The sequence below is a fragment of the Pedobacter sp. P26 genome (assembly GCF_050632135.1).
In the GTDB taxonomy this organism is placed as follows: domain Bacteria; phylum Bacteroidota; class Bacteroidia; order Sphingobacteriales; family Sphingobacteriaceae; genus Pedobacter.
Window position 1 is genome coordinate 2,386,437 of sequence record NZ_CP192574.1, and the last position, 14,395, is coordinate 2,400,831.

The 14,395-nt window shown below is 41.8% G+C and carries 8 protein-coding genes and 1 pseudogene; 7 read left to right on the forward strand and 2 right to left on the reverse strand.

Annotated features, from left to right (window positions below; translation table 11 throughout):
• Nucleotides 1–25 precede the first annotated feature (25 nt).
• The 3 genes from trpB (at nt 26) to ACQ86H_RS11030 (ending at nt 3,221) form a co-directional block, all read left to right on the forward strand.
• Complete coding sequence (gene trpB / locus ACQ86H_RS11020) at nt 26–1,207, forward strand: tryptophan synthase subunit beta (protein ID WP_210419369.1); 1,182 nt, start codon at nt 26–28, stop codon at nt 1,205–1,207.
• Nucleotides 1,208–1,314: 107 nt separating this feature from the next.
• A complete protein-coding gene (gene trpA, locus ACQ86H_RS11025) occupies nt 1,315–2,082 on the forward strand; it encodes a tryptophan synthase subunit alpha (protein WP_431294863.1) in 768 nt (255 codons plus the stop codon).
• A 497-nt stretch (nt 2,083–2,579) separates the two neighbouring features.
• Entirely contained in the window at nt 2,580–3,221 is a 642-nt protein-coding gene (locus ACQ86H_RS11030; protein ID WP_431294864.1) for an NAD(P)-dependent oxidoreductase, read from the forward strand.
• A 1,111-nt stretch (nt 3,222–4,332) separates the two neighbouring features.
• Here ACQ86H_RS11030 and ACQ86H_RS11035 read toward each other — a convergent pair.
• The gene (locus ACQ86H_RS11035; RefSeq protein WP_138821875.1) at nt 4,333–4,770 is read right to left on the reverse strand and encodes a GNAT family N-acetyltransferase; all 438 of its coding nucleotides are present in this window, start codon (nt 4,768–4,770) and stop codon (nt 4,333–4,335) included.
• A gap of 730 nt (nt 4,771–5,500) precedes the next feature.
• Here ACQ86H_RS11035 and ACQ86H_RS11040 point away from each other — a divergent pair.
• From ACQ86H_RS11040 to ACQ86H_RS11055, 4 genes and pseudogenes are all read left to right on the forward strand, one after another.
• Nucleotides 5,501–6,106 (forward strand): TetR/AcrR family transcriptional regulator, encoded by a 606-nt coding sequence (locus ACQ86H_RS11040; protein WP_431294865.1) that lies wholly within the window; start codon nt 5,501–5,503, stop codon nt 6,104–6,106.
• A 71-nt stretch (nt 6,107–6,177) separates the two neighbouring features.
• Entirely contained in the window at nt 6,178–7,380 is a 1,203-nt protein-coding gene (locus ACQ86H_RS11045; protein ID WP_431294866.1) for an efflux RND transporter periplasmic adaptor subunit, read from the forward strand.
• Nucleotides 7,381–7,404: 24 nt separating this feature from the next.
• A pseudogene (locus ACQ86H_RS11050) lies at nt 7,405–10,606 on the forward strand (efflux RND transporter permease subunit).
• Nucleotides 10,593–11,999: a TolC family protein gene (locus ACQ86H_RS11055; protein WP_431294867.1), complete on the forward strand. Its 1,407-nt coding sequence runs from the start codon at nt 10,593–10,595 to the stop codon at nt 11,997–11,999. The pseudogene ACQ86H_RS11050 and the gene ACQ86H_RS11055 overlap by 14 nt, the downstream one beginning before the upstream one ends.
• Nucleotides 12,000–13,314: 1,315 nt before the next feature.
• Here the strand turns inward: ACQ86H_RS11055 and ACQ86H_RS11060 are convergent.
• On the reverse strand, nt 13,315–13,884 hold the full coding sequence (locus tag ACQ86H_RS11060; RefSeq protein WP_431294868.1) for a hypothetical protein: 570 nt from the start codon (nt 13,882–13,884) through the stop codon (nt 13,315–13,317).
• Between the last annotated feature and the right edge of the window lie 511 nt (nt 13,885–14,395).

Here is a 14,395-nt window from a genome sequence, read left to right on the forward strand (position 1 = left end):
TGACAAACGATTTGATAAAAATATTATGAAATACAAAGTAAACGAAAAAGGATATTATGGAGATTTTGGTGGTGCATACATCCCCGAAATGCTTTATCCGAACGTAGAAGAATTGCGTCAAAACTATTTAAAAATTATTGATGATGCCGGTTTTCAAAAGGAATTTCATCAGTTATTAAAAGATTACGTTGGCCGTCCTTCACCTTTATATCTTGCAAAAAGATATTCGGAAAGATATGGTGCAAATATTTTCTTAAAAAGGGAAGATTTAAACCATACCGGTGCCCACAAGATCAACAATACCATCGGACAGATCTTACTGGCTGAAAAACTGGGTAAAAAAAGGATTATCGCTGAAACAGGTGCTGGTCAGCATGGTGTAGCTACGGCAACCGTATGTGCACTACGTAACCTGGAATGTGTCATCTACATGGGCGAGGTCGACATTGAGCGCCAGGCACCGAATGTAGCCCGAATGAAAATGCTGGGTGCAAAGGTTGTTCCGGCTAGTTCTGGAAGTAAAACTTTAAAAGATGCCACTAATGAGGCCATGCGCGACTGGATCAATAATCCTGTTGATACACATTATATTATCGGTTCGGTAGTAGGGCCACACCCTTACCCTGATATGGTGGCGATTTTTCAATCCATTATTTCAGAAGAAACTAAAAAACAGCTCATAGAACAGACCGGTAACGACCAGCCTGATTATGTGTTGGCCTGCGTGGGTGGTGGAAGTAACGCCATGGGCATGTTCTACCATTTTATGGATGACGAAAATGTTAAACTCATTGCTGTTGAAGCAGCCGGAAAAGGCGTATCGAGCGGATTTTCGGCAGCAACCACTTATTTGGGAAAAGAAGGTGTGCTCCATGGCAGCAGAAGTATTTTGATGCAAACACCAGATGGGCAGGTTGTAGAACCACATTCGGTTTCTGCAGGATTAGATTATCCGGGTATTGGCCCACAACATGCGCATTTGTTTAAAACCGGTCGCGGGCAATATGTTTCCATTACCGATGAAGAAAGTTTAGATGCCGGTTTGCTTTGTACGCAACTGGAAGGGATTATTCCTGCGATCGAAAGTGCACACGCATTGGCTTATTTAGAGAAAATGGAATTTAAAGGTGGCGAAAACGTAGTGGTTTGCCTGTCAGGCCGTGGCGATAAGGATCTGGATACTTATATTAAATATTTTAATCTTTAAGGTAGATTTGAGACAATAGACATGATATTTGAGACGATTGATCGCTTGATAGGCAATCTTAATCTCATATCTCATATCTCATATCTCATATCTCACATCTCAAAAACATGAACCGAATTAAACAACTCTTCCAGGAGAAGAAAAACATATTATCAATTTATTATACCGCTGGTTATCCAAATACTGGCGATACCATTCAAATTGCCGAAGCACTGGAAAAATCAGGTGCTGACATGCTCGAAATCGGGTTTCCTTATTCCGATCCTGTTGCAGATGGCCCGGTAATCCAGGCGAGCAGCAAGCAATCATTAGATCAGGGCATGACGCTGAAACTGCTTTTCGAACAGTTGAAAGACTTGCGTAAGACCGTTACCATTCCTGTTTTGTTAATGGGTTATGTAAACCCTGTTTTGCAGTTTGGAGTAGAAAAATTCTGCGAAGCCTGTGCCGAAGCAGGAGTAGATGGCTGTATTGTTCCCGATTTGCCAATGGTAGAGTACGAAGAATTTTATAAAGATTGCTTCGAAAAACATAACCTGAGCAATGTGTTTTTAATTACGCCTCAAACGGCTGAAGAACGGATCCATAAAATTGATGGTTTAACCAATGGCTTTATCTATTTGTTATCGTCATCAGCTACTACGGGTAAAAACCTCGAAGTTGGCGATACCACCGAAGCCTATTTCGGCAGAATTAAAAACCTGAACCTGAAAAATCCAACGATGATCGGTTTCGGGATCAGTGATAAACAAACTTTCGATAAAGCCTGTTCGTATGCCAATGGTGCTATTATTGGTACTGCTTTCGTTAAAGCCATCACTGATGGAAATTTAGAAGAAAGTGTAAGTACGTTTATGAAGAAGTTTAAAGGATAGTATTTTAACCGCCAAGGCACGTTCAGCCGGTTCGTTATTTCGACCGTAATGGAGAATCTAACTAGATAGATCTCTCCATTTCGCTGCGCTTCAGTCGAGATGACGATCAATCTCTCAGGTCGTCATCCTAAACTTGTTTTACTGCGTAGCTTTCCGCTCCAGGTCAGGGTCTTAGTGGTTAAATTTTACCATAGTTTCTTTTTACCATATAAGGAATGTAAGAACACATTAGGTATAGCGCTTATATGTAACTTATATGCCTTATATGGTTCAGTCTTTTGACGGCCATTATTACTAAGGCCGTCACCCTGAACTTGTTTCAGGGTCTTTCATGCTAAGATACATTTCTGCACTCAGTCGAAATGGTATTTTTTCTAAATTAGTGCCATTAAAATCTCTTTATAAAATATAACTCAAACAGAATTCAATTCTGATATTCCCTTATCGTTCTGATCAAGGGATAAACTATTATTTTCTAAAATTTTATAAAGAACATCATGCAAGATTTAAAAATTGCTTTAATCGGTGCTACAGGTAAAGCTGGTACTTATATTTTAAAAGCGCTATTGGCGCAAAACATCAGGGTGAAAGCTCTTATCAGAAATCCTGAAAAACTTCAGATTCATCATGCTTCGCTGGAAATCGTAATTGGCGATGTAAAAGATGCCGAAACAGTACACGCGCTTATCGAGGGATGCAATATCGTAATCAGTGCGTTGGGTATGGGACAACCCGCCAGTGAAAAAACAATTTTTACGCAATCAACAGTTAATATTCTAAAAGCAATGAAGGCTTTAGGTCTGAAACGTTACATCGTTATAACCGGTATTAATGTAGATAGTCCCGCTGATGAAAAGGATGCCAAAACCCAATTCGCAACCAAATGGATGTACGACAATTATCCGGTTTCTACTGCAGATAGACAAAAGGAATATGAATTTTTAACCGCAAGCAACCTCGATTGGACGCTAATCCGTTTACCCTTAATTATACAAACTGATGAGCTAACTCACATTAGTACCAGTCTGACCAATTGCGATGGCGACCAGATTAATGCTTCTAATTTGGCGAGGTTTATTATTGATCAGTTAGGGGAGGCAACATTTATAAATCAAGCCCCTTTTATTTGGAATAGTTAGGTTTTTTGCCACTAAGACACTAAGAAATTTGCTTTTTGTTCTTTGTGACTTGGTGGTAAAAATTTTATAGTTTCTTTACCATATAAGAACATATAAGGCATTTCGCTTATATGTTCTTATATGCCTTATATGGTTCAGTCTTTTTACGACTATTGCTAAGGCACAATACTTTGCGTTCTTTGTAGCCTGGTAGTTAATCTTTTCTCCGCTGGCATCGTCATTCCCAACTTGATTGGGAATCCTAATGCCATGTTAGGGGTTTGTAGGTTTCATTAAGATTCACGCCCGCGAGGGAAAGACGATAGTTATAGCGATAGTATTAAGATTGCTTCCCCGAAAAGTCGGGGCAGGCTGTCGCCTGAAAAAGCCTTCTTATAATGACGATTACTCTTGCAGCCCGTCACCTTGAACTTGTTTCAGGGGCTTGTGCTTAAAATTTTTACCAGCTTCTTTTTACCGTATAAGAAATATAAGAACATATTTGGTATTTAGCTTATATGTAACTTATATGCCTTATATGGTTCAGTCTTTTACAACTATTACTAAGGCACAATACTTTGTGTTCTTTGTAGCCTGGTAGTTAATCTTTTCTCCGCTGCATCGTCATTCCCAACTTGATTGGGAATCCTAATGCCATGTTATGGATTTGTAGCTTTCATTAAGATTAGCTTCGCTGAGCACTGCTTGGTTCCCGCCTGGGCCTATCGTGTGGACACAATTGATTATAACATTCTTCTATCGCTCTATGCCGCGGGGCATGGTACTTTGGAGCGCCAAAGTACCCAAAGCGCTTTGTCAATCCAGCAATGGGCCTTTTTGCGCAAGTCCAAGCACATCAAAAAAACAGCGGCACTTTGTTTTGTGTCTGGAGGTGGTTAGCGAGTATTAGTGGGTCGCTCTAGACACAAAACTCACTGCGTTTCAGGTTTGGTAGTGCTAGTTGTACTGATTTGCAACTGTTTTTTTGATTTATCCGGCCCTTGGGATTGCCGGCGTCCTTTGGTAAGGTGGGTGGTTTTATTAAAGTAAGTTAGCAAAACGCCTGAAATCAATTTCTAATTGATGTGTCCTAATAATAACATGCCTTAAAATGACGATATTTTGAATAGATTTACCTATTCACCCAATCCTCATAACTCATCTCAAATTTCACTTCACCTTTGTTTACCATACCTACTTTTTTCCAGCATTGCCGGCTATAAAATTCTTCTGCACGGGTATTGGGCGATGTGCCCAGCCAAACCGGCTCTTGCGTTTGATCGAAATACCAATCCATCATTAACCGGTGCAGTTCTTTGCCAATGCCTTTGCCTTCAAATTCCGGCCGAAGGAATAAAGCCCAGATATTATGCTCCTTTAAATCTACAATGGAGAAACCCACTACTTCTCCATCTACTTCGCAAACCCAGCCCTTACCACGTTGCGTAATAAATTCTTCGCAATCTTTGTCAGTAACCAAAGCAGGATCGGACAAAATGTTCTCTTTTACAGAATGCCTGACAATTTGTATCCCAGGGATGTCAGTCAGGTGTGCTTCACGGAATATCATGGTACTAATATAATGATTGGTTGGTATTTATGATCATCCTGTGCTGGAAGGATCATTGCGGGTAATCATCAAGGCTTCTCCCTGAAATAGTTAAACATTTAAAATTAACTGGATTGATTCAATCGTTTTGGAGCGCAATCGGAGCACGCCAGGTAACTGGTTTATTTTATTTAATTGGTGCAATATTTTGGAGCGCAAATGCAGTGCTCATTGGTTACTATGTTCCCGCTTTCCTTTCTGCCCCAATGAAATATCGTGGGCATCCATTCAATCGGGGCTAGACACAAAGTTTTTCGCCAATAGGAGTAAGCTAAAGTTTAATAAACCTGACAGCAGCAGCAGCCCCGTCCCGATTTTACATCGGGATCATGAGGGCTACAGCGAATGGCAGGACTTTCGGATCCGATAAACACAGGAACCTGCTTTTCAAAAAAAATACTTCGTTTCTTTAACAGCCAAACAGAATATGTGGTAAACGGGAGAACTGCACTGCCAAAAAGGCTGCTGCACTTGCTCTTTAAAATAAAAAATGTCAGTCGTGTCAGTTGGAAAAAATGTTGACATTATTTTTTTAAAAATATCACTATGAATAAAAAAACCTTGTTTAAATACAAAAGGAGCACATTTTATTTTTGAAAAATTCTATATGACAAATGAATGATTGTCAATTCCCGAATTGGTTCTACATTTGCTTAACGGTGTTAGATTATTTACACCTAATATTCCAGTCATGGGAAGTAAAGAAAGAATTCTACGTTTAAAAGATGAAACCAGAACCAAAATTCTGGATGCTGCCTTGAACATTGTTCAAACAGAGGGATGGCAGGCATTGAGTATGCGTAAAATTGCCGACCAGATTGAATATACTGCACCCATTATTTACGAATACTTTTCCAACAAAGACGGCATCTTACTGGAACTCACCAGAAGAGGGTATTTAATGTTGGCCAAAGATATCCGCGAAGCCAGGGATAAACACGAATCTCCTGAAGATAAAATGGAAGCCATGTGGATTGCCTACTGGAACTTCGCCTTTGCCCACAAAGAATTTTATCAGTTGATGTACGGTGTGGATATGGTTTGTTGTACCGTTAAAAATTCATTGCCCGAAGCCGAAAACGTGGGCGGTATGTTAGGCGATGTAATTGAATCTTTATTTAAGAAGAAACCAGTTTCTGATGATGATATCTGCATGAAGTATTACACCTATTGGTCGATCATCCATGGTTTGATTTCCATCAACCTTGTTCGACCTAACGGAAGAACAACCGACGAAATTAACCAGCAAATTTTAAAAGATGCCATCAAAGGCATTACGTTATCTATTAACAGTTAAAATATTTTTTTACACCGTAATTTAACACTGTTAGATTATTTATACACTATAATCCAATTAAATTTAATTATATGAAATCTCTACATCGCTTGTACCCTTTACTTAACACCGTTAAATGGTTTAATGGTATTAATTCAATGTTAACCATTTCTCTTCTATCTATAGTTTTAGTAAGCTGTAAGTCGTCTCCTGATCAGGCTGCAGCGGCACCGCCACCACCAGTACTGCCTGTAAGCGCAATTAATGCCAGCACTGAAACTACGTATATTGAATATCCGGCTTCTATTCAAGGCGCTGTTGATATCGATGTCCGTCCGCAGGTAAGTGGTTACCTACAAAGCGTTCTGGTTAACGAAGGCGCTTATGTAACTGCCGGACAAACCCTGTTCAAAATTAACGAAAACCCTTACCGCGAGGCTTTAAACAATGCCAAAGCAAGTTTACATGCTGCAGAAGCGGCTATTTTAAACGCTCAATTGGAGGTTGATAAATTAACACCACTTGTTCAGAATAAGGTAGTTTCTGATTTTCAGTTAAAAACAGCTAAAACAGCTTACAAAATCGCACAGGCAAATGCCGAACAAGCCAGAGCCAGCGTAGCTTCTGCACAGATCAACTTAGGTTATACCAATGTTAAGGCTACGGTAAGTGGTTACATCGGTCGTATCCCTAAAAAACAGGGAAGTTTAGTTTCTCCGACAGATCAGGTTGCTTTAACGCAGTTATCGGATATCCACGAAGTACATGTTTATTTCTCTCTTGCGGAAAACGACTTCAACAGTTTTAATGCAAACTATCCGGGTAAAACCCCTGCCGACAGGATTAAACATTTACCTGCAGTAGAACTTTTATTGGCTGATAATTCAGCTTACCCGATTAAAGGTAAGATCGATATGATCGATGGTCAGTTTGATAAAAACACAGGTGCCATTACTTTAAGGGCCAGTTTCCCTAATGCCAGCGGAACCCTTCGCTCGGGTAATACCGGTAAAATCCGTTTAGGTTTACAGCACGATAATGCCATTCTGGTACCGCAGTCCTCAACGGTAGAAATGCAGGATAAAGTATTTGTATTTACCGTAGGCGACAGCAGTAAGGTGAAAAAACAAGCCATTAACATTGTTGGTAAAGCCGGCGAAAATTACCTGGTTAAAGACGGGGTAAAAGCTGGCGACCAGATCGTGTTAAGCGGGGTTGATAAGTTACAGGAGGGCATGGTGATCCAGCCTCAAAAAGCAGCAGATAAAGTAGCTGTTGCCAAAACAAAAAAATAATAAACCACTAAAGTTTAAGCAATCATGTTTCAGAAATTTATAGACAGGCCTGTACTTTCAACTGTTATTTCCATCTTATTGGTCATAGTGGGGATACTGGGCTTAACAAAGTTGCCCTTAGAGCGCTTTCCAAATATCGCACCTCCGTCGGTATTGGTAACTGCTGTATACCCGGGGGCTAATGCCGAAACCATTTTACGTTCGGTAACTCCATCATTGGAGGAAGCCATTAACGGTGTGGAGAACATGACCTACATGACCTCCAGCGCCAGTAACGATGGTACCCTGGCCATCACGGTTTACTTTCAACAGGGTACCAACCCCGATCAGGCAGCGGTTAATGTGCAAAACCGGGTTTCGCAGGCCACCAGTCAATTACCAGCAGAGGTGGTACAATATGGTATCACCACTACCAAACAGCAAAACAGCTTTATTGGGGCTATCGGTGTTTACTCAGAAGATCCCAAAAAATACGATGCCGTTTTTGTCAATAACTATGCGCAGATCAATATCATTCCGGAACTTAAACGTATCCCGGGGGTAGGTTCGGCCAGTGTATTTGGCGGTATTAAAGATTATTCAATGCGTATCTGGTTAAACCCGAGTCAATTGGCCACTTACAAAATTACACCCAATGAAGTGATCACCGCCATTCAGGACAAAAACCTGGAAGCAGCACCTGGTCGCTTTGGTGAAAGAAGTAGCGAGGCATTTGAATATATTATTAAATATAAAGGTAAACTGACCAAACCAGAGGAATATCAGAATATCGCGATCCGTTCTAATTCTGATGGTTCTATATTACGCTTAAAAGATGTGGCCCGTGTTGAATTAGGAGCTTATAGTTATGGTAGTGTGAACCGTTTAAACGGACATGATGGTATCACCATTGGCGTAATCCAGTTATCGGGCTCTAATGCTAACGAAATTCAGATCGCCATTGATAAACTGTTGGCGAAACTATCGAAAGATTTCCCGGCAGGCATTAAATACAACCAGTTTTATCGTACCAAAACCGATCTTGATGAATCCATTAACCAGGTGGAGCACACTTTGATCGAAGCCTTTTTACTGGTATTTATCGTGGTGTTTATCTTCCTTCAGGATTTCAGGTCTACCTTTAATTCCGGCTATTGCCGTTCCGGTGGCGATTATCGGTACGTTCTTTTTCATGCAGTTATTCGGCTTCTCAGTTAACCTGTTAACCCTGTTTGCACTGGTGCTGGCCATTGGTATTGTGGTAGATGATGCGATTGTGGTGGTAGAAGCGGTGCATGCCAAAATGGAAGAAAATCCTTCGCTTAGTCCGAAAGAAGCAACTACCCAGGCGATGAGCGAAATTACCGGGGCCATTATATCGATTACCCTGGTAATGGCGGCAGTATTTTTACCGGTTGGCTTTATGACGGGCTCAACAGGTATCTTCTACAAACAGTTTGCCTTAACCATGGCTATCGCCATCATTATTTCGGCTGTTAACGCCTTAACTTTAAGTCCTGCATTGGCGGCCTTATTTTTAAAGAACAAACATGCCGAAGGTGGTCATAACGCGCCTAAAAAAGGTTTTGTAGAAAAGTTTTATGCAGGTTTTAACGGTGGGTTCAATTATATGACCAACCGTTATGTTGGCGGGTTGAAAGTGCTTATCCGTAACAAATGGATCAGTATGGGCGGACTTGCTTTAATCGTTTTGGTTACTATTTTCCTGGTAGGCAGAACAAAAACAGGCTTTATTCCTACAGAGGATCAGGGTTTCGTGGCAATCGCGGTTGCCAGTCCATCAGGAACATCATTAGCCAATACCAATAAAATATTAAAACAGGCCGAAGCAGAGTTGAGGGCTATGCCATCAGCAAGATTTGTAATGTCGTTGGCGGGTTACAACTTTTTAACGGCATCAAACAGTCCTTCAGCTGGTCAGATTTTCTTATTGTTAAAGCCAAATGAGGAGAGGGGTGAAGTAAAAAATATCGATGAGATCCAAAATATCGTAAGGGCTAAAATGGCAGCCATATCTGCCGGTACCTTCTTTGTATTCAGTTTCCCTACGGTTCCGGGCTTCAGTAATGTGGAGGCCATGAACGTGATGTTACAGGATAAAACGAACGGCAGGCTGGATAAATTTAGTGGTGTAGCGAATAACTTTATCGGCAAGTTAATGACCAAACCGGCTATTGCTTATGCTTTTACTTCTTATAAAGCAGATTATCCGCAGTTGCAACTGGATGTTAACGACGAAAAGGCCGATCAGTTGGGCGTTAGCAAAAAAGATATCTTACAAACCATGCAGACTTATTTTGGTACGGCACAAGCTTCAGATTTTAACCGCTTTGGTAAATACTATCGTGTGGTTGTTCAGGCTGATGTGGCCGACAGAACCGATCCTGCCAGTATCGACCGTGTGTTTGTGAAAAACAAAAACGGCGAAAGTGTGCCCATCAGTACCCTGGTTAAATTAACCCGTGTATATGGTTCTGAAACGGCTTCGCGTTATAACCTGTTTAACTCTATCGAGGTAAATGCAATCCCTAAACCAGGTTTCAGTTCTGGTGATGCGATTAAAGCGATAGAAGAAACCGCCAGAGAACAATTGCCAACAGGTTATGCTTACGAATTCTCAGGACAAACACGTGAGGAGATTTCTTCAGGCGGACAGTCGACTGTGATATTCCTGCTTTGTTTGGTGTTTGTTTACTTCTTATTATCAGCACAGTATGAGAGTTACATCCTGCCATTGGCGGTAATCTTATCTATCCCTACAGGTGTATTCGGTGTATTTGTGGTATTGGGCTTAACCGGTATCGAAAATAACATTTATGTGCAGGTAGCACTGATTATGCTCATCGGGTTGCTGGCTAAAAACGCCATCCTGATTGTGGAGTTTGCCGTGCAGCGACGAAAGGCGGGACTCAGTTTGGTTGATTCGGCTATAGAAGCAGCGCGATTGAGGATCAGACCAATCATTATGACATCACTGGCCTTTGTGTTTGGTTTGTTCCCGATGAGTATTGCAACAGGTCCATCCGCACAGGGTAACCACTCCATCAGTATCGGTGCAGCAGGTGGTATGGTGTCGGGTGTAATTTTAGGTTTGTTCATCATTCCGGTACTCTTTGTCATCTTCCAGGCTTTACAGGAAAAAATATCAAAAAAATCAAGAAATGAGGTTGTTCACCACCATGGAGAACCTGTAAATAATAATCATGTAGTTTATGAAACGGTTTAATATCATTACCATCCTGCTCCTGGCTTTAATCTGGAGCGGATGTTCGGTTTCGAAAGATACAGCCCTGCCCAATATTGCGCCAGGCTTGTTCAGAAATTCATTGCCTAAAGATTCTTCGAGTGTTGGCAGTATGCCATTGAAGAGTTTTATCAACGACCTTACTGTTCAAAATTTAATTGATACAGCTTTGGTTAAAAATTACGATATGCAGATTGCATTGAAAAATATCGATGCTGCTGAAGTATTGTTCAAACAATCAAAACTGGGTTATTTACCTGAATTGAAATTGCAGGTGTCGGCAAATTCGAGCCGCCCGAGCGATAACAGTTTAAATGGCTTAAGCCTGAACCAGTTTACAGGTTCTACACACATCGAAGATTACAATGCGAATCTGGGTGTGGTTTGGGAAGCCGATATCTGGGGCAAAATCCGCAATCAAAAAGCTGGCGCTTTAGCCAGTTTTTTGCAGACAGAAGAGGCACGTAAAGCCGTTCAAACCCGTTTGGTGGCCAATGTTGCACAAGGTTATTACAACCTGTTAATGCTCGATGCGCAATTGGAAATCGCGAAAAAGAACTTAAAACTGAACGACAGTACCTTAAGGATTATCAATTTACAGTTTGATGCTGGTCAGGTAACTTCGTTGGCGATTCAGCAGGCGCAGGCGCAGCAGTTAAATGCGGCACAATTGATCCCCCGTTTAGAGCAGAGTGTAACCTTACAGGAAAATGCTTTAAGTGTATTGATTGGTACTTTGCCTAAAGCCATTAAGCGCGAGAGCCGTTTGGATAATATGACTATCCCGCAAGACCTGAATGCAGGTTTCCCTTCATCGATGTTAAGCCGCAGGCCTGATATTAAAAGTGCAGAGCTGGCTTTAACCGTTGCCAATGCAAGGGTTGGAGTGGCAAAAGCGAGTTTATATCCATCGCTGGTGATTACCGCAAGCGGAGGTATCAACTCTTTTAAAGCCAGCAACTGGTTTAATGTACCGGCATCGTTGTTCGGTTTGGTTGGGGCAGGGATTACCCAGCCGATTTTTCAACGCGGACAGTTAAAAAGCAATTTAGAGCTGGCTAAAATCGACCGTGAGAAATCGGTGATCCAGTTCCGCCAGTCGGTATTAAATGCGGTTGGCGAAGTGTCTGATGAGTTAACGAAAGTAGAGAAGTTAAAAACACAATACAGCATTGCTGAAAAAAGGGCGCAGACTTTACAACAGGCCTCAAGAAATGCAAGTTTGTTGTTTAAAAGTGGTATGGCCAATTATTTAGAGGTGATTACCGCACAAGGCAATTTATTGCAAAGCGAATTGGAGTTAACTACGATTAAAACAGAGCAGCTGAATGCAGTTGTTGGTTTGTACCGCTCGTTAGGCGGCGGCTGGAATTAATTTGTAAAATACTATAGCTAAGCCTATAACATCTTTAAGGTTTTATAGGCTTGTGTATAAATTTAGGCACTAAGGACGCGAGGTTCTTGGTGCTTTTTTGTGGTTAATAAGGTTTTTATGGCGCTCGCTATATAACACGGTCGTCATTCCCGCGCAGGCGGGAATCTTAATGCGCTCGCTATTTTCTTGGCCTTCGCTCGGGCTTGCCTCGGCTCACCGCCGCCGAGGGGCTCTTTCTTTTCTCTTGATAGAAAAGAAACAAAAGATCAAGGCTTGGATCTGATGTCGGATAAATTCGTCAAAGCTTTGAGGTCGTCAGCACAAGCCCCCGATGAAGGATCGGGGAGGGCGTGCTGCCTCTGGGTAGTGGTAGGTTGAAAGGAAGTGTAAAAGCTTTAACGTTTTCTCCTTCCATCATATCCTAGGCCGGCTAGCAGGGTGCAGATAGCATGGAGTAGAGGGAGTTCTTCTTTTGCTGTCATCCTGAGCGCAGCGAAGGATCTTTTAATTGCTTTTATTTCAAAAAAATCCGTCATCTCGACCGTAGTGGAGAGATCTTTGAACTGGAGTTGCTACATTTCATAAACATAGTTCGTCATTCTCGCGCATGCGGGAATCTTAATGCACTCGCTATTCTTTGCCCTAGCTCGGGCTTGCCTCGGTTCGCCGCCACCGAGGGGCTCTTTCTTTTGGCTTGGCCCAAAAGAAACAAAAACCAAGGCTTGCATCCTTTCTTGTAAAAAGCTACGGAAATCTTGATAGCGGCAGCATCGAGGCTCTTGCCCTTGCTTCTTAGGTTGTGGGGGTATGAAGGGGAACTGCAATGATTTCCGTGCTTTTTCCGGCGGAAATCTGCAAGGCCTGATAGCAGGGTGCAGATAGCATGGGGCATATTACAGGGTGCGATAATTTGTTTTTCAGTCCTTTCCCTTTCAGGGGAAAGGTGCCGATAGGCGGATAGGGGGTTAAGGCGCTCGCTATAATACGGTCGTCATCCGATAGCTTTCTATGCGAGGCTGGACTAGAGCCAGCCGAAGCCTGCCTGCTGCAAGCACGCAATCTTCATAAAGAAGGTTTAATGGTATTTTATCATTAAGGCACCAAGGGTATAATATTCTCGGTGCCTTCTTGTTTATAAAGGTTTTGGAAAGCAGGTTTTGTCCATCGGTTCCGATAGTCCTGCTTTCCTTTCTGCTCCAGGTGGAAAAAACGGGAAGCAACCATCCAATCGGGTTTGGTTTACATGAAGCTGTGCTTTAAACCATTACCATTCGCTATAGTGGAGCGCATCACGCTTGGTGTGTAAAAACAAATATTACTTTCTTTTGGATAAGCCGAATGAATATCGAAAGCCAGCGGTAAAGCTGGTGTTGTTTGCACCTGCACCTTTAGCAAATATTTCAATGTTATCGCCTTTTTTCAAAGGGATCTGGTAACCTAGGCCATAAGCCTGGTAAAATCCATTTGTAGCGTATGTACCATGATTATAACTGCTTCCTGAGCTGGTGTATGGATAATTAATGGTTTGATATTCTTCCTGGTAACCCAATTCGGCAGATAGATAAAAACGGCCAATGTAGTATTTGGCGCCTGCATACAGGGCATTTTGCAATACTTTCATGTTTTTGGCCTGTGTTACGCTACCGTTGTTATTAACATAACCAATTGCCGGGTTATTTTTTTGGATGTAGGCGAGGTTTAATCCTGAGGTAAAGCCCCAGTGCTTGTTTAAGCGATATTCGTAACCTATTTCTCCTCCAAAAACAAGTGCTTTGAATGTTGAATTGTAACCCGCAAAGGGCGAAATGTGTACACTGTGTTTGATTACGCCTGTACTGTCTTGTGCCTTGCTTGTTTTAATGCCAAAAAATCCAATTAGTAGCATTAGTGATAATGTTTTAGTTTTCATGAACTAAAAATGCAGTAGATTAATGGGCTATCGCTTTTAATTAACGATCTTTAACCTGGTTTACAGTATTTAACTTAAAATGTGTTAAAGGCTGTTAATTTAGCGGGTATTTTTTAACAATCCCAGCGCTCCCGCTTGTTCCTGCCTTGGGTTGTGGGGTCATGAGGGGGAACTGCAAAGATTTTCGTGCTTTTTCTGGCGGAAATCTGCCAGGCTGGAGCAAGGAGCAGATAGTATGATATACAGGGATAATTTTCTAATACGGTCGTCATTCTCGCGCATGCGGGAATCTTAATGCGTTCGCTATTCTTTGCCCTTCGCTCGGTCTTGCCTCGGTTAGCCACCGAAGGACTTTTACTTTTTCCTTGATGAAAAAGTAACAAAAAATCAAGGCTTGGATTTGATGTCGGATAAATTTGTCAAAGCTTTGAGGTCGTCAGCACAAGCCCCGATGAAGGATCGGGGAGGGCGTGCTGCCTCGGGGCAT